General features: G+C 33.6%; 14 protein-coding genes. 6 read left to right on the forward strand and 8 right to left on the reverse strand.

Translation table 11 applies throughout. The features are described from left to right. Window positions 1-116: 116 nt before the first annotated feature. The 3 genes from ACHRVL_RS05135 to ACHRVL_RS05145 all read right to left on the reverse strand — a co-directional run bounded on the left by ACHRVL_RS05135 (window position 117) and on the right by ACHRVL_RS05145 (window position 2,486). Window positions 117-461, reverse strand: coding sequence for a HopJ type III effector protein (locus ACHRVL_RS05135; protein WP_395410838.1), 345 nt, complete (start codon window positions 459-461; stop codon window positions 117-119). 167 nt (window positions 462-628) lie between these two features. Continuing rightward, complete coding sequence (gene rsmI, locus ACHRVL_RS05140; protein WP_395410841.1) at window positions 629-1,348, reverse strand: 16S rRNA (cytidine(1402)-2'-O)-methyltransferase; 720 nt, start codon at window positions 1,346-1,348, stop codon at window positions 629-631. A 103-nt stretch (window positions 1,349-1,451) separates the two neighbouring features. Then, window positions 1,452-2,486, reverse strand: a complete 1,035-nt coding sequence (locus ACHRVL_RS05145) for a hypothetical protein (RefSeq protein WP_395410843.1) — start codon at window positions 2,484-2,486, stop codon at window positions 1,452-1,454. A gap of 236 nt (window positions 2,487-2,722) precedes the next feature. Between ACHRVL_RS05145 and ACHRVL_RS05150 the strand changes: the two genes are divergently transcribed. Beyond that, window positions 2,723-3,304 carry a thymidine kinase gene (locus ACHRVL_RS05150; RefSeq protein ID WP_395411082.1) on the forward strand — a complete coding sequence of 194 codons (582 nt, stop codon included), beginning with the start codon at window positions 2,723-2,725 and terminating at the stop codon, window positions 3,302-3,304. 37 nt (window positions 3,305-3,341) lie between these two features. After that, window positions 3,342-3,779 (forward strand): hypothetical protein, encoded by a 438-nt coding sequence (locus ACHRVL_RS05155; RefSeq protein ID WP_395410845.1) that lies wholly within the window; start codon window positions 3,342-3,344, stop codon window positions 3,777-3,779. A gap of 303 nt (window positions 3,780-4,082) precedes the next feature. Here ACHRVL_RS05155 and rpoN read toward each other — a convergent pair whose 3' ends face one another. The 3 genes from rpoN to ACHRVL_RS05170 all read right to left on the reverse strand — a co-directional run bounded on the left by rpoN (window position 4,083) and on the right by ACHRVL_RS05170 (window position 9,846). After that, window positions 4,083-5,543: an RNA polymerase factor sigma-54 gene (gene rpoN / locus ACHRVL_RS05160; protein ID WP_089054333.1), complete on the reverse strand. Its 1,461-nt coding sequence runs from the start codon at window positions 5,541-5,543 to the stop codon at window positions 4,083-4,085. A 93-nt stretch (window positions 5,544-5,636) separates the two neighbouring features. Continuing rightward, window positions 5,637-7,082 carry an asparagine--tRNA ligase gene (gene asnS, locus ACHRVL_RS05165; RefSeq protein WP_395410847.1) on the reverse strand — a complete coding sequence of 482 codons (1,446 nt, stop codon included), beginning with the start codon at window positions 7,080-7,082 and terminating at the stop codon, window positions 5,637-5,639. A 397-nt stretch (window positions 7,083-7,479) separates the two neighbouring features. Then, window positions 7,480-9,846 carry an RND family transporter gene (locus tag ACHRVL_RS05170; protein WP_395410850.1) on the reverse strand — a complete coding sequence of 789 codons (2,367 nt, stop codon included), beginning with the start codon at window positions 9,844-9,846 and terminating at the stop codon, window positions 7,480-7,482. Window positions 9,847-10,025: 179 nt separating this feature from the next. Here ACHRVL_RS05170 and ACHRVL_RS05175 point away from each other — a divergent pair, with 179 nt between their 5' ends. The 4 genes from ACHRVL_RS05175 to ACHRVL_RS05190 all read left to right on the forward strand — a co-directional run bounded on the left by ACHRVL_RS05175 (window position 10,026) and on the right by ACHRVL_RS05190 (window position 14,367). Further along, entirely contained in the window at window positions 10,026-10,355 is a 330-nt protein-coding gene (locus tag ACHRVL_RS05175; protein ID WP_395410852.1) for a DMT family transporter, read from the forward strand. A gap of 83 nt (window positions 10,356-10,438) precedes the next feature. After that, a complete protein-coding gene (locus ACHRVL_RS05180; RefSeq protein WP_089054328.1) occupies window positions 10,439-11,200 on the forward strand; it encodes a sensor histidine kinase in 762 nt (253 codons plus the stop codon). Beyond that, window positions 11,163-11,882, forward strand: a complete 720-nt coding sequence (locus tag ACHRVL_RS05185; protein ID WP_395410855.1) for a LytR/AlgR family response regulator transcription factor — start codon at window positions 11,163-11,165, stop codon at window positions 11,880-11,882. The genes ACHRVL_RS05180 and ACHRVL_RS05185 overlap by 38 nt, the downstream gene beginning before the upstream one ends. A 214-nt stretch (window positions 11,883-12,096) precedes the next feature. Next, window positions 12,097-14,367: a cation:proton antiporter gene (locus ACHRVL_RS05190; RefSeq protein WP_395410858.1), complete on the forward strand. Its 2,271-nt coding sequence runs from the start codon at window positions 12,097-12,099 to the stop codon at window positions 14,365-14,367. Between the two features lie 123 nt (window positions 14,368-14,490). Here the strand turns inward: ACHRVL_RS05190 and ACHRVL_RS05195 are convergent, their stop codons facing one another. After that, on the reverse strand, window positions 14,491-16,986 hold the full coding sequence (locus tag ACHRVL_RS05195) for a DUF5686 family protein (RefSeq protein WP_395410860.1): 2,496 nt from the start codon (window positions 16,984-16,986) through the stop codon (window positions 14,491-14,493). A 118-nt stretch (window positions 16,987-17,104) separates the two neighbouring features. Then, the gene (gene frr, locus ACHRVL_RS05200; RefSeq protein WP_089054324.1) at window positions 17,105-17,668 is read right to left on the reverse strand and encodes a ribosome recycling factor; all 564 of its coding nucleotides are present in this window, start codon (window positions 17,666-17,668) and stop codon (window positions 17,105-17,107) included. Window positions 17,669-17,671: the final 3 nt, after the last annotated feature.

Raw genomic sequence — 17,671 nt, forward strand, 5'->3', positions numbered from 1 at the left:
GTAGAAATATTCTGTTTTTTAACTTTGTCAAAGTTTCGAACTTTGACAAAGTTCTTAAGAATTCAGATTTCAGTAGTTTTTAGAAATCTAAAATCTACAATCTGAAATCTAAAATATTACTTCGCTTCTAAAGCATTTCCTTCAAACTGAATTCCGTCCCAGCCTAAGTTGATAAAATTTCTAATGTTTTGGTGATTCGTTCCGTTTGAATCTCCTAAAACTTCTTCGAAATAGAAAGCGCCAAAACAAGCCAAAGTTTCTTCTTTGCTTAAGTTTTGCAATTTTGCAAAAGAAAACAATTTACAAGAGCCTGAGTTTTCTCCGGCTGCGTTATGCTGTGTTCCGTTTTGAAAAGCAGTTGGTGTGAAATTGTAATTTTCTTCGATTATTGTAATTGTTTCAGGAAATGTGATTTGTGTTGGAGTTTGTTTTACTTTTTCTAAAAAGGCTTGTATGCTCATGATTATGGTTCGTTTTTTTGGCACAGATTAAAAGGATTAAAAAGGATTTTTTTCGCCACGAATTTCACGAATTTACACTAATTTAATTCGTGCTAATTCGTGCAATTCGTGGCGACTTAATTTTTAATCTGTGTTAATCTTTTTAATCTGTGGCATAAATAAATTATTTAATCTTCATCATCCTTAGAAAACTTACTTTTCTTAGGCTCTTTTGTTATAGTTTTTCCCGCAACCACAACTACGATTTCGCCGCGCGGTGCGGTTTTTTCAAAATGTGCTAGGACCTCTTTTGCGGTTCCGCGTACATTTTCTTCATGTAATTTGGATAATTCTCTTGAAACACAAACTTGTCGGTCTTCTCCAAAATACTGAATAAATTCAGCTAATGTTTTAACGAGTTTATGTGGAGAAACGTATAAAATCATCGTTCTGGTTTCTTCGGCTAAAGCCAAAAAACGAGTTTGACGTCCTTTTTTATCAGGCAGGAAGCCTTCAAAAACAAATTTGTCATTTGGTAAACCGCTGTTAACTAAAGCAGGAACAAATGCAGTTGCGCCTGGAAGACATTCTACTTCAATTTTATTTTCAACGCAAGCGCGTGTCAGTAAGAATCCTGGATCTGAAATTGCAGGAGTTCCTGCATCAGAAATTAAAGCGATGGTTTCGCCGGCTTTCAAACGTGCAATTAAATTTTCGGTCGTTTTGTGTTCGTTGTGCATATGATGGCTGTGCATGTGCGTGCCAATTTCAAAATGCTTCAACAATTTCCCGCTCGTTCTAGTATCTTCGGCTAAAATCAAATCGACTTCTTTCAAAACTCTAATAGCTCTAAAAGTCATGTCTTCAAGATTGCCAATTGGCGTTGGAACGATATATAATTTTGACATAGTTATTTTTAATATTTAAACACAGATTACACGAATTAACACGAATAATTAAAGTGTTGAAATTTCACGAATATAAATTAGTGTAAATCTGTGGAATTCGTGTTTATGCGAATTTCTTCTCGATAATTCCAAGGAAACGTTCTGCGTAATCGTCTTTTCCGTCCCAATTGTTATAATCTGGTTTTACCATATCGTCAATAAATTCTTTAGCTTCTGCATAAGAATCAAACGTTAAAAGCTGATTTAAAACACGGCTGTAATCTTCAGAACTGTTTCCGAAAAGGTTTTTCGTGAATGCAATTCGGTCATTCAAATCAACATGAAAACCTTTTGCAAGTTTTTCGTTTAATGTAACAGTTTTAGGCTCTGCTGGAGTTTCTAAAACGGCTGTTTCGACAGCTTTTTTCTCTTTAGATTCTGTAGTTGTTGTATTTGCTGAAACATTTTCAAAACTATCAACTTTTACGAATTGAGCATCAGCATAATTTACGCCTAAAAGCTCTTCTAAAGTCATATGAACTGCTTGAGGTTTTGTCTCAGTTTCAACTTTTGGCTCTTCTTTGATTTCTTCCACTATTTCTTCTGTTTCTAATTCGAAAGCCGGAATGAAATCAGGAATTGGTTTTAAATCGCTGATAGTAGTAAACGAAAGTTCGTCAGCAGCTGCGATATCTTTTTTGGCTTCAAAAATCGGCTCTTCAATTTCTTCGACCTCAGGTTCTTCATTGATTTCAGCAACAGTTTCAGGAATAGTCTCAATTTCAGTTTCTAAAATGACCTCTTCAGAGATTTCTGCAATAATTTCAGGTACAGTTTCTTCTAAAACTTCTTCGGTTTTTGTTTCTTCCGCAATTATAATTTGAGTTACCGTTTCTTCAGCTGCAATTGATTCTTCGATTTTAACTTCTGCAGGAATAATTTCTTCTTTTTCAAAAATAGTTTCGATTTCAGAAGTAATTTCGCTGTGGCTTATAGTAGGTTTTAGACTGTCGAAATTTTCATCAACAAATTTTAATACGGCTAGTTTCTCATATAATTTCTGTGTTTCAAGATACAATTGATTGATATCGGATTTGTTTTTAAGTTTTAAAATTCGATGTGCAATGCTGATTAAGTCGGCTTCCAATTTTTTTTTCATAACTGTTGAAATTATAGTGAATAGGGTATTTTATTATGTTTTGTATCTGAATGTCTTTATTCTGGGAGAAAATCAACGAGATAATTTTTTATTTCTGTTAATAAACGATTGCGAATCTCCGTTTTGATAAAAATTTTCTACTTTTGAAAAACCGAAAAACAGCAGTTTTTTGCGTCAATTTATTACCAGTACAAAGTAATAAAAACTATTCATTTTTAAAGGTAGAAAAATACAAAATGTTTCTCGAAAATACAGTAAATCACAAAGAACAATTTGGTTGGATTGAAGTTATTTGTGGATCAATGTTTTCGGGTAAGACCGAGGAGTTAATCCGCAGATTAAAACGCGCCCAATTTGCCAAACAAAGAGTCGAAATTTTTAAACCCGCAATCGATACCCGCTATCATGACGAAATGGTGGTGTCTCATGACGCCAACGAAATTCGTTCAACGCCGGTTCCTGCTGCGGCCAATATCTTAATTTTAGCACAAGGCTGCGATGTTATTGGTATTGACGAAGCTCAGTTTTTTGATGATGAAATTATTACCGTTTGTAATGATCTTGCCAATCAGGGAATTCGTGTAATTGTTGCCGGACTTGATATGGATTTTAAAGGAAATCCTTTTGGACCTATGCCGGGACTTATGGCAACTGCAGAATATGTTACTAAAGTTCATGCAGTTTGTACGAGAACAGGAAATCTTGCTAATTATAGTTTTCGTAAAACAGATAATGACAAACTTGTAATGCTTGGGGAAACAGAAGAATATGAGCCGTTAAGTCGTGCAGCTTATTTTAATGCTATGAAAAAGAGTTAAGAAAAATAAATTTTAAATTCATTTAAGCTTTATAAACATGAAGGAAAAAGAAAGTAAAAGAAAACAGAATATCATACTATTAGTTATAATTGGAATTGCGATAGCCCTGGCTGTTTATTTTCAATTTTTTCTTTCTGAAAAGGCAGATGAAGTAAATACAGAAATAACAACATTAGTTCAAAAATACAATAAAAACTGCCCGCTGAAAATTCAAGAAGGGATTCGTCTCGACAGCGTAAGTTTACCTGAAGAAAGAGTTGTTCAGTATAATTTGACACTGTTGAATGTAGAAAAAGTAACTGCTGAAGTTGATGTAATACAAGTAGAAATGGAAAAAAGCCTCTTAAGTACCGCAAAAGCAAATACGGGACTGCAAGTTTTTAGAGACAATGATTATACTTTGATTTACAGTTATTGCGATAAAAAGAAGACGTTCTTGTTTAACGTGAAAATATTACCAGATCAATATAAATAATTATAAAAAGTTAAACGTTGGTAAACCCGACAGGTTTTTAAAATCTGTTGGGTTTGTTTTTTTTTGTATTAAATCGAAATGCCAACGTAAAACTAGACTGAAGTCCAGCTCTACAAAATAATTCGTTCCTCGGGAACTAAAAGAGCCTTCAGCTCGATCCATATTGTAGGGCTGGACTTCAGTCCAGTTTAATAATGAATATTTTATGTATTTGAAAAGCAAAAAAAATAGCCCCAACAAACGAAAGTTTGTCGGGGCTATTTTTTTAAAATGAACTTATATTTCTTATATGGTTAAAAAGAATTAAATCTTCTTTCTCATTCTTGCAACTGGAATATCTAATTGTTCGCGGTATTTTGCAATAGTTCTTCTCGCAATTGGATACCCTTTTTCTTTTAGAATTTCTGCCAATTGATCGTCTGGAAGCGGTTTCTTTTTGTCTTCTTCTTCAATAGTATTCTTAAGAATTTTTTTGATTTCTAAAGTAGAAACATCTTCTCCCTGATCATTTTTCATAGCCTCCGAGAAAAATTCTTTAATCAGTTTAGTACCATAAGGAGTTTCAACATATTTACTGTTGGCAACTCTTGAAATCGTCGAAATATCCAAACCAACCATATCTGCAATATCTTTTAAGATCATTGGTTTTAGTTTGGTTTCGTCGCCGTCTAAGAAATATTCTTCCTGATAATGCATAATCGCATTCATCGTTACAAAAAGTGTTTCCTGACGTTGTCTGATTGCATCGATAAACCATTTAGCTGAATCCAGCTTTTGTTTGATAAACTGAACTGCATCTTTTTGTGCCGACGATTTATCACGAGAATCTTTATAGGTCTGCATCATTTCCTGATAATCTTTAGAAACGTGCAGGGAAGGAGCATTTCTTCCGTTTAATGTTAGTTCTAATTCGCCGTCCACAATTCTGATCGCGAAATCAGGAACTACATTTTCGGTTACTTTATTATTTCCTGTAAAAGACCCGCCCGGTTTTGGGTTTAGTCTTTCAATTTCGTGAATTGCTTTTTTTAGCTGTTCGTTCGAAACGCTGTATTTTTGTAATAACTTATCGTAATGTTTCTTCGTAAAAGCATCAAACTGATTTTCGATAATGTCAATTGCTAAATCAACATATTCGGTTGGTGTTTTGTGCTTTAATTGCAATAACAAACATTCCTGCAAATCGCGTGCTCCAACTCCCGAAGGTTCAAGTTCGTGAATTACAGTCAGCATTTTTTCGACCATCGCTTCATCAGTATAAATTCCCTGAGTAAAAGCCATATCGTCTACAATATCCGGAACGCTTCTGCGGATGTAACCCATATCGTCAATACTTCCAACAAGGAATTCGGCGATTTCACGTTCTTCATCATTCAAAATAAAAGTATTCAGCTGATTGATTAAATCCTGATGAAAACTAATTGGCGAAGCAAATGGTGTTTCGCGTTCTTCATCGTCGCTGTAATTGTTTACCTGAGTTTTATAATCAGGCGTATCGTCGTCGCTTAAGTATTCGTCAATATTAATGTCATCCGCTTCGATTCTGTCTGATTCTGCATCATCATAATCGTCGTAGTCTTCATTGGCAAATTCATCTGCTTCGTATTCGTCTTCTTTTCCCGCTTCAAGAGCCGGATTTTCGTTCATTTCTTCTAATAAACGCTGTTCAAAAGCTTGCGTAGGCAATTGAATTAACTTCATCAGCTGAATTTGCTGTGGAGATAATTTTTGGGATAATTTTAAATTTAAAAATTGCTTTAGCATTTATACTGTTTAATCGTTTATTTGTTTAATCGTCAATTCGTTTCTTCGTGAAAATCGGTTAACCGAATGAACGATTAACCGATTAAACTTTTTTTAGAATTCTGCACTACCCGGAGTTCTTGGGAAAGGAATTACGTCTCTAATGTTTGTCATACCTGTTACAAACAATACTAAACGCTCAAATCCTAAACCGAAACCTGCGTGAGTTGCCGATCCAAATCTTCTGGTGTCTAAATACCAGTATAATTCTTCTTCATCGATTTCTAAGGCTTTCATTTTTTCAATTAAAACGTCGTAACGCTCTTCTCTTTCAGAACCGCCCACGATTTCTCCAATTCCAGGGAAAAGGATGTCCATAGCACGAACCGTTTCTCTTCCAGGTTCTGTGTTGTCGTTCAAGCGCATGTAAAACGCTTTGATGTTTGCTGGGTAATCAAATAAAATTACCGGACATTTAAAGTGTTTTTCCACTAAATAACGCTCGTGTTCTGATTGTAAATCAGCTCCCCATTCGTTGATGATATATTGAAATTTCTTCTTTTTATTTGGAGTTGAATCTCTTAAAATGTCAATTGCTTCAGTGTAAGAAACACGTTTGAAGTTGTTTTCTAAAACAAAGTTCAATTTCTCTAACAAAGCCATTTCGCTTCTTTCCGCCTGTGGTTTTGATTTTTCTTCTTCTAAAAGTCTTCCTTCTAAGAATTTCAAATCATCTCCACAATTGTCTAAAGCATATTTAATTACATACTGAATAAAATCTTCAGCCAAATCCATGTTGTCATCAAGGTTGTTGAAAGCAACTTCAGGCTCGATCATCCAGAATTCTGCCAAGTGACGAGAAGTGTTTGAGTTTTCTGCTCTAAACGTTGGTCCAAAAGTATAAATCTGACCCAAAGCCATAGCGAAAGTTTCCCCTTCTAATTGTCCAGAAACCGTTAAATTTGTATGTTTTCCGAAGAAATCTTTTTTGAAATCAATGTTTCCTTCTTCATTTTTTGGAAGATTATCCAAAGGCAATGAAGTTACCTGAAACATTTCTCCAGCACCTTCAGCATCAGCTCCAGTGATAATAGGCGTGTTTACGTAAACAAAACCTTTTTCCTGAAAATATTTGTGAACTGCAAATGACAATACCGAACGCACACGCATAATCGCACCAAAAGCATTTGTACGTACACGCAAGTGAGCGTTTTCACGTAAAAACTCCAAAGAGTGTTTTTTAGGTTGCATTGGGAATTTCTCCGCATCAGAATCTCCAAGAATTTCAATTTTTGAAACCTGAATTTCATATTTCTGACCTGCACCTTTACTTTCAACCAAAGTTCCAATTACAGAAACCGCAGCTCCAGTTGTGATTCTTTTTAAAGTTTCTTCCGGTGTATTTTCAAAATCAACAACACATTGTATATTATTAATGGTAGAACCGTCATTAAGCGCGATGAACTGATTATTTCTAAAAGTTCTCACCCATCCTTTTGCATTCACTTCCTGTAGCGTCGTCGTACTGTTTAATAAGTCTTTAACCTTTGTGTGTTTCATTTTTATTTTAGATTTATAGATTGCTGATTTTAGATTAAAATAAAATCAGTGTTTTTATATCGAATTGCAAATATAAACGATAATAATTAATTTTTGAAGCTGTTTCCTGCTCTCCGCTGTATCTTTCTATTTTTAAAGAAAAAATAGAAAGGATGCCGCTTCGATCAGAGCTAGGGCACTCGTTTTCAAGATAACCAAATTGTTTTTCTTTTTTGTCATTCCGAGGAACGAGGAATCACACTAGTAATTCCGCAAAGAAAGCCGCCAATCGTTGTCGAGCTTCGAGTGTGATTCCTCGTTCCTCGGAATGACAAACTATGTGTCAATCTTTGTCAAAGTTTAGAACTTTGACAAAGATTTATATTTTTAATTCGTGCTAATTAGTGAAATTAGTGTTTTACTTCTCTAAATTCTCCAATTCCTCTTTCTTAGTTTTCTTCTTCTCAAAAGTCAAAACTAATGAAGGCAATACAACCAAATTAGCAAACATTGCAAAAGCCAAAGTACAAGAGATTAATCCTCCAAGTGCAATAGTTCCGCTAAAGCTTGATAATGTAAAAGTTGCAAAACCTAGAATCAAAACTACTGATGTGTAGAAAGTACTAATTCCAGTCTCTCTTAAAGCACTGAAAACTGATTTCTTAACTTTTCCGCCGCTTTGAATTAAATCATGTTTGTATTTCGCCATAAACTGAATCGCATTATCAACCGAGATTCCGAACGCAATACTAAATACCAAAATCGTAGAAGGTTTCAACGGAATTCCGAAATAACCCATTAATCCAGACGTAATACAAAGCGGTAAAATATTTGTAATTACAGATGCCATTACCATTTTAAAAGAACGGAATAAATACAGCATTAATATTGCAATAACTGCAATTGCAAAAATTAACGATTCAATTAAATTGTCAACCAAATAGGATGTTCCTTTTTGGAAAACCAGTGCTTTTCCGGTAACGGTAACTTCATAACGGTCTTTTGGGAAAATCTCAGCAATTTTTGAGTTTAATTTTTTCTCCACTTTTGCCATTTCATCTGTACCAATATCTTTCATAAAAGTAGTGATTCGGGCATATTGTCCAGTCGAATCAACATAAGCTTTCATTAGATTTTCTTTACTGTTTTTGGTCGCATTTTTGGCGTAACTCAAAATAAAAGCTTGTTCTTGTGAAGTTGGTAATTGATAATATTCTGGATTTCCGTTGTAGAAAGCCTGTTTTGAATATTTAACTAAATTTACAATTGAAACTGGTTTTGCCAATTCTGGAATTTCTGCAATTGTAGTTTGCAATTCGTCCATTTTGCGAATAGTTGACGCTTTCATAACACCTTTTTTCTTTTTGGTGTCGATCATAATTTCAAGCGGCATTACTCCGTTAAATTCTTTTTCGTAGAATAAAATGTCTTTAAAGAAAGAAGCACTTTTCGGCATTTCGCCAATCAAACTTCCTGAAACTTTCATTTGAGAAACTCCAATTACACTGAAAACTAAAAGTAAACCGTAAACAATATATACTATTTTGCGTTTTGATTTAACTAGATTTTCAACAACATTCAAGAGCGTCGAAATATAAGTTTTAGTTAAATGATATAAGTGTTTCTCTTTTGGCAGCGGCATAAAACTGTATATAATCGGCACAATAAAAAGTGTCAATAAATACACAGAAATTACGTTGATTGAAGTTACTAGACCAAACTCAAAAAGCAAATCATTTCCAGTAATCATAAAGGTTGCGAAACCAATTGCTGTTGTTAAATTCGTCATTAAAGTCGAAACTCCAATTTTTGAAATAACACGCTGCAGCGCTTTTGCCTGATTGTTATGTAATTTGATTTCCTGCTGGTATTTGTTGATTAAGAAAATACAGTTTGTAATACCAATTACGATAATTAACGGCGGAATAATGGCTGTTAAGATCGTGATTTTATAACCAAATAATCCCAGCGTTCCAAAAGACCAGATTACGCCAACAATTAAAATACAAATTGAAATGAACGTCGCTCTGAAGGACCTGAAAAAGAAAAAGAATATCAAAGAAACGGTAAATAAAGCCGCGCCGATAAATAGACCAATTTCACCTTTCATATTGTCAGCATTGATCGTTCTGATATATGGCATTCCAGAAACACGAAGATCAATTCCGGTTGTTTTTTCGAATTTATCGATTTTCGGAACTAAATTTTCTAGGATAAAAGTCTTTCTTTCAGCCGTGTTGACTAAAGCTTTATTGATGTAAATTGCAGAACGAACACTGCCGCTTTCTTTATTGAATAAAAGTCCTTCGTAAAAAGGTAAATTATGAAATAAATCGTACTGTACCGTTTTTAAATAAGCCGGGTCTAGAACTTTACTTTGGTCAATAAACGGTGATAAAACAAATTTTTCGTTAATGGTATCTTTTTCAAGTTTCTTTAAATCATTTAATGAAACCACTAAATCAACCTCCTTCGATTTTTTTAAACCTGTCATTAACTCATTCCAAGCAGCATAATTTTTTGGAGTAAAAAATTTAGGATCTTTAAAACCAATCACTACAAGATTTCCTTCCTCGCCAAACTTGTCCAGGAATTTTTGATAATCTTTATTTGCAACGTGTTCTTTAGGAAGCAGATTTGCTTCGGTATAAGTCATTGAAAGATTCTTCCATTGCAAAGCAAGGAAAATGGTTAAAGCAGAAAGTACAATTAGAATTGTTATTCTGTTTTTAAGTATAATTCGGGCCAATTTTTCCCAAAATCCAACTTGGATAGTGTTTTTCATAAATTCTTTAAAAATGGATGCAAATGTAGTGAAAAGTGCTCAAAATCATAAACAATAGATTGTATTTTACTTAATGTTAACACAAATATTCATATTGTTTTTTGTGATAAATTTCTTTCTTTACACTGTTTAATCATCAGCTTTTCTCATATTTGCAATTAATTTAAAAGGAAAAGAAAATGAGTTGGATTTTATTAATTATTGCAGGACTTTTTGAAGTTGGCTTTGCATCATGCCTTGGAAAAGCAAAAGAAACAGCAGGAATGGTATCTACTTACTGGATGATTGGTTTTTTTGTATGCCTTTCGATCAGCATGGTTTTATTGTATAAAGCAACACAGGTACTGCCAATTGGAACGGCTTATGCGGTTTGGACAGGGATTGGAGCTGTTGGAACTGTTCTGGTTGGGATTTTAATTTTTAAGGAACCAGCTACTTTTTGGAGAATATTTTTCCTTTCAACATTAATCGCCTCAATTATTGGGTTGAAATTCGTTTCTAGTCACTAAAAAAAATAAGCCGCAGATTCTCAAAGATTTTTTTAAGTATAGAAAAAAACAGTTTAATCAGTGGCATAAAAAACAAACTAAAAATGCAGGAAAACAATACCACAACATTTATTTTTTTAGCGATTCTTTTACTTCTCATAATCATAATTTGTTTTATGATTTACCAATTAATGCAGGCGAAGAAGGCAAAAGATGATGCAGAAAGGAGTTTTTATGCGCTTGAAGTTAAGGTGAATGATTTACAGTTAGAAACATTAGAGTCCAAACTGAATCCGCATTTGTTTAAGAATATTCTAAATTCAATTCAGTCGCATGCTTATCAAACCTATTTTGCTTTAGACAAACTGGCGAATGTTTTGGATTATATTTTATACGAAAGCAAAAAGAAATTTGTTACTGCAAAAGAAGAAATTGATTTTGCATTGAATTTGATCGAAATCAATAAAATTAAGATTAGTCCGCTTTTCGAATTAAAGGTAAAAACCAATATCAATAAAGAAGATAAATTGTACGATCAGCCTTTGCTGGCACCGTTAATTTCGATTGACTTAATTGAGAATGCTTTTAAACATGCTGATTTGCAAAGTGCAGATGCTTTTATATCTGTTGTTTTTGAGTTTCGCGATAATGCTTTTTTTATGACGGTTTCGAATAAGATCTCAGATAAAAAAGTGCTTAAAAAAGAACGAAGCGGTTTTGGTCATGCTACGCTGGAACATCGTTTAAGGATTATTTATAAGAATAATTTCAAACTGGACAGGTTTGTAGAAAACGATATTTATATTGCTCATCTAAAAATTGATCTCCTTGAATACAAAACTGAAATGCTTGCTGCTGGACGATGAGCTTCCGGGATTAACGTACTTAAAAATGCTTTGTGAACAAATTCATGAAGTCGAAATTGTAAAAACGTATAATAATCCAGAGAAACTTTTGTCAGATATTCCGAATCTCGATTTTGATTTATTAATATCAGATATCGAAATGCCTGGAATGGATGGACTTCATATGGCCGAAATGCTCAGTGATAAAATGGTTATTTTCTGCACGGCTTATAAAGAGTATGCGGCCGATGCTTTTAATATTGATGCAGTAGATTATATTACAAAACCCGTAAAATTAGAGCGTCTGCAAAAAGCGATTACAAAAGCTGTAGAACGTTTCGAAAAGCCTGATGCAGCTAAAAAGTTTGTTCAGCTAAATACAGATAAAGGCAAAACGCTGCTTTATTTTAATCAAATACAATATATAAAAACAGCCTCAAGCGACAGTCGCGATAAAACGGTTTTGCTTGCAGATGGAAGTTTCTTGAATTTGAAGAATGTTAAATTCGCTACACTTTTAGAGGAGCTGCCTGATGCCGATTTTTGCCGCGCAAACAAAAAAGAAATTGTGGCTGTAAAAGCAATAAAATTCTTTAATCATAATGAAATTGTATTGCATCGTACTGACGAAAACAACAAAAATATAACTCTAATTTTAAGTGAAACCTATCGTTCTGATTTTTTGAAAAAAGTAAAACTATAGCCATTTGTAATAAATTATTTTCTGTCATCCTAAGCGAAATCGAAGCTCGATGAAGGGGGTTAAGCCTTCGGCTTCGCTCAGGATGACAATCATTTTTATAACTTATTACAAAGTTTTTCCCACTTGTTACATACATTGAAAATTAGCTGTAATTTTCTTTTTTCGCTTAAAACTCAGTTCTGATATTTGCTGCAATAAATCAAAAGAACGAGTTATGAATAACATTAAAAACTCTTTATTTTACGTTACAATTATCGGCGGTTTTACAGCGTTGATATATTGGGTAATTTCAAAAGGCGCAGCGCTGGAAGTGGGGCGTAATATCGTTAAGAAAAAGATCGAAAGTAATCATTGGAATGATTTCTTGCATTCAATGGTCGAAAACCTGCAGCATCCGTTAGCTATATTATTAGCACAGATTGTTACTATTATTTTAGCAGCGCGTTTGTTTGGATGGGTTTTTAGAAAAATAGGACAGCCATCTGTAATTGGCGAAATGATTGCAGGTATTGTTTTAGGACCGTCATTGGTGGGAATGTATTTTCCAGAGTTTTCGGCAGCTTTATTTCCAAAAGAATCTTTAGGTAATTTACAATTTTTAAGTCAAATTGGTTTAATCCTTTTCATGTTTGTTATCGGTATGGAGCTGGATTTGAAGGTTCTAAAAAATAAAGCGCATGACGCTGTTGTTATCAGTCACGCAAGTATTGTAATTCCGTTTGCTTTAGGATTAAGTTTAGCCTATTATATTTACCATACGTTTGCGCCAGTTGGTGTTGAGTTCGCTTCTTTTGGACTTTTTATGGGAATTGCCATGAGTATTACTGCATTTCCAGTTCTAGCTAGAATTGTACAGGAACGCGGTATGCAGAAAACAAAATTGGGAACCATTGCCATAACTTGCGCTGCGGCAGACGATATTACGGCTTGGTGTATTTTGGCTGTTGTAATTGCGATTGTAAAAGCGGGTTCTTTTACTAGTGCATTATATGTTATTGGACTGGCTATTTTGTATGTAATTATAATGTTGAAAATTGTTCGCCCGTTCCTAAAACGTGTCGGAGATTTAAATTCAACCAGAGAAAGTTTAAATAAACCTGTTGTTGCTATATTCTTTATTACCCTTCTTATTTCTGCGTATGCATCAGAGTTAATTGGTATTCATGCTTTATTTGGTGCTTTTTTAGCAGGAGCTATTATGCCGGAAAATAATAAGTTCAGAAATATATTTATTGAAAAAGTTGAAGACGTTTCTATAATCGTATTGTTGCCGTTGTTTTTCGTTTTTACAGGTCTGCGTACTCAAATTGGATTATTGAACGATCCTGCTTTATGGAAAATTACAGGATTGATTATTGCAGTTGCGGTTGTTGGAAAATTCTTTGGAAGTGCATTGGCTGCAAAGTTCGTGGGACAAAACTGGAAAGATAGTTTGGCTATTGGGGCTTTAATGAATACTCGTGGTTTAATGGAATTGGTAGTGTTAAACATTGGTTACGATCTTGGAGTTTTGTCTACAGAGATTTTTACCATGATGGTCATTATGGCTTTAGTAACAACTTTTATGACTGGTCCGGCTTTAGATTTTATCGGATTTATATTTAAAGATAAAGAAACAATCGTGCCGCAGGAAATTGGAAATAAAAGCAAATACAAGATTTTATTATCGTTTGCAACTCCTGAAAGAGGGAAAAAACTGTTGAAGATCGCGAATAGTTTGGTTAAAAAGCAAGGCGACAATTCGATTGTAACAGCAATGCATTTATCGTTAAGTACAGAAATACATTCGTTTGATATAAAAGATCATGAACGTAAAATGTTAGTGCCGGTAGTTGAAGAATCCCAGCGTTTGAATCAGAATATGGTAAGTGTATTTAAAGTTACCAATGATATTGATGCCGAGATTATTGATTCAGCAAATCAAGGTGAATATGATTTATTGTTAGTTGGTTTAGGACAGTCTATTTTTGAAGGTACATTGCTGGGGAAAATACTTGGTTTTACCACTCGAATAGTAAATCCAGATCGTTTAATAGATAAATTTACAGGAAAAGAAGGGTTGTTTGAAAATTCGCCTTTTGATGAAAGAACGCGTCATATTATTACCAAAACTAAAATGCCGGTTGGGATACTTATCGATAAAGATTTAGAAGAGGTAAACCAGATTTTTATGCCTGTTTTTAGTAAAGAAGATGCTTTTTTAATTGAGTATGCTAAGAAATTAATCAATAATAATGGTTCGCAGATTACAGTTTTGGATGCCAGCGGAGACGTAAAAAACACACGCGAGATTCAAGAAACGATTCGATCTATTGAACAAATTGCCCCAAATCATATTATGATTATGCATGACAGAACAATTAAGAAAGAGTTTATTGAAAGCCAGAATTTAATGATTATTAGTTTAGACAGCTGGAAAAAACTAATAGAATCTCAAAGTACTTGGCTGAATAATACACCATCGGTTTTAATTTTGAAGCCATAATTTTTTTAGAAATTACAATTTAGAAATCCCAAACTCCAATTTTACGATTGGAGTTTGGGATTTTTTTCTGTTTTGTGATTTCTCCCTTCGGTCGAAATGACAAATATTACAAAAATTGAAATCTTATAATCCCAAATCAATCACATAAGAAATCTTAACGGCTATATTATCTTCAAACTTCATAAGTTGATTTGGACCGTAACGATAGAATCCGCCTAAACCAAATCCTTTGAAAATTTTATTTAACTCAATTCCCGATTCAAAAAAACCTTTGTCTAACGTTTTGTAAGTTGGTCCTACGTGCTGTTCAGGATTTTCCATGTTTCCCCAAGCCATTCTCGTCACTAAAACCAAAGAAGGACGTACTTTTTTCATAATCCTGATTCGATCAAAACCATGCTTAACTTGAAAGAATACATATTGACTAGAGAAAAACTCATTAAAAAACATGGTTTCAAAACTGTTTCGACCTGCAAAAGTAATACGCTGAATTACGGTTTCTTTAGTTAAGTTGTTCGGCATAGTGTTGTATAAATGCGTAATCGGAACATCGCCAATTGCATAACCTCCCTGAAGTAAAACACTGGTTTTTTGACCGTTTAAATATTGTTTTTCGTACTCCGTTTTAAAATCTATTTTTCCAAAAGTAAAATCGTTATCTAAAACATTTGGTAAAGATTGCGTGAATTGAAAAGTAAATCTTGGAAACTTTTTATCAGATTCATTTCTTCCAGTCGGCGTCTGCATAAAATTACTGAATGGAGCCCAAACAATCGAGAGCATTGCTGTTGTCATAACGTAACTAGAATACAGCTGACCGTTGTAATTAAAAAGATAATCAAATTTAGGTTCAACAAAGCTTCTTGATAATTCGAAAACAGCTTCTGTTTTAGGAATAATTTTAGTTTGAACGTTTGCTTTCCAGCTGTCGTATTTATAAAATGTACTAATGTTGATTGGTCTTGGATCGTAGATTTTAAACACTCTTTTATCAACAGCAAAAAAGGTACTCGCAATTTCCCTGACATCATCTGTATAAGATCCGTTTAGCCAGGTATTGGTGCTTTTATCCAATAAAACGCCAACTCCTAAATTGTATTTAAGAGCGCCGTCTTTCGTGCCATAAGCGGTGTATCCTTCAATTCTGAAGTTTTTTGAAAAACGATCGTTTGTTATACCGCCAAGTCCAAGTCGGAAACCTTCGTAGTTATTGTAACTGATTATTTTTTTTAAATCAAGATCAATTGGCCCAATTGGCAGGTAGCCATTTATGATTTTTCGCCCAAGTCCTAAACGTTTTTCAATTCTCTTGCTTACAGACAAACTGTCTAATAATTGATATGTTTTTTGACCTTTTAGATCTAAGCTGTCTTTTCGGTATTCGTTCCAAAAGCTTTCGGGCTTTTTATTAGCATCGTCTTTAATTTCGATATAAAGCGAAGGATTTTTTATAGAGGAATTTGTGTTGTAATGAACGTCAAAATTATTACTTTCAGAAAGCAAATAGGTAAAATCTGAAGCTGTTTTTTTTCTCGGTTCGTAATTGTCTGCAACATCTCCGTCAAACTGAATAGTTCCGCCAAGAATCTTGATATCATCGTCATTTTTACCCTTTACAATTTTAAAAGTGGTGTTGCTTTGAAACCATATTTGTTCGTTTGGAATATATTCAAATTCATGAATTCCGCTAATGTCCAGAACGCCTTTTATACGCATAACAGCTTTTGCAATACCAAAGTTTTCTGCGTCAATGTATAATACACCTTCTAGTCCAGAAGCTTTTCTTTTTTGCTTGTTTTTAAAATAAATCATAAAAGTTTCTCGGCCTTTTATGTTTACTGTGTCAAGTAGTTTGTAATTGTAATTGGAAGGTGCCGATCTCGAAATTGGATTTTCATATTTGGTTTCAAACAGCTCATATTTATTGTCATAAATAGATATAGACTGCAGATTGAAAGCAAGAACTTCGTAAATTGGGTTTTTAAACCCCGCAATTTTAGTTCCCAGAACAGTTTCTTTAAGTTTATTTTCTCCAAATTGATATTGTGATACCTTTTCAGTTTGAAATAAATGCTGTTTGCTTATGATTTCTTTAAACTTATAATCAGATGAATCGATGTTGATTTTCTTTTTATTAAAGTCTTTGTAAACGGCAGAAGAATCGATTCTTCCGTCGATAGAATCAGGATTTGCAGTTACGAGCAGTTTGTTATAGGTTTTATATTCAAAACTGCTGAGTTTTTTCTGTGGATCGTTTTTATCTTTATTGGCGATTACTTTTCTAATAATCGTTAAAGCAGGATTTTCATTTGAAACAATTACTTCTTGTAAAGCATCCGTTTTTTGAGATAACGAAATTGGATAGAATTTTTTATTTTCTGTAATACTTATGATTTTAGTTTGAAAACCAATGTATGAAACAGCAAAACTTCCTGTTTTTGAGTCAATGTTAAAAATAAATTTTCCATCTACATCCGTAATTGTATTAGTGCTGTTTGAAGTAGTTATCGTAGCAAACGGAAGAGCTTTGTTGTTTGAGTCAGTTACAATACCGCTTATTTGAACTTGCGCCTGTATGCTAAGCGTAAAAAGTAAAGTCAATAAGCAAAATAGCCTCATAGAGAATAATATAGATTCAAAAACGAAAAATATGTCATTTAAGTATGCAAAAATAAGAATAAAAAAATCCGTTTGGTAAAATTTAACCAAACGGATTTTATTTTGTTATGAAATACAATTACACTTTCATGATTTCAGCTTCTTTTTCAGCTAATAATTCATCAATTTTTTTAATGTATGTATTGGTTAGATTTTGAACTTCTTCTTCAGCAGATTTACAAATGTCTTCTGATGTTCCGTCTTTTTCTAATTTTTTAATTTCGTTATTAGCGTCTTTACGTACGTTACGAACACCAATTTTAGCATCTTCAGCTTCTGATTTTGCTTGTTTTGCTAAATCGCGACGACGTTCTTCAGTCAAAGGCGGTACGCTTATGATAATTACATCTCCGTTATTCATTGGGTTAAAACCAATATTAGCAACCATAATCGCTTTTTCAATAACTTGCAGCATATTTTTTTCAAACGGCTGTAAAGTAATTGTTCTTGCATCAGGAACACTGATTTTTGAAACTTGTGAAAGCGGAGTTGCTGAACCATAATAATCTACAAAAACACTTCCCAACATTGCTGGAGAAGCTTTTCCTGCACGAATGTTTAGAAATTCTTTTTCTAAGTGTGCAATAGAACCGTTCATTGATTCTTCAGTACTTTCTAATATAAAATCGATTTCTTCAGTCATTTT

This window comes from Flavobacterium sp. FlaQc-28, assembly GCF_044007415.1.
Taxonomy (GTDB): Bacteria; Bacteroidota; Bacteroidia; order Flavobacteriales; family Flavobacteriaceae; genus Flavobacterium.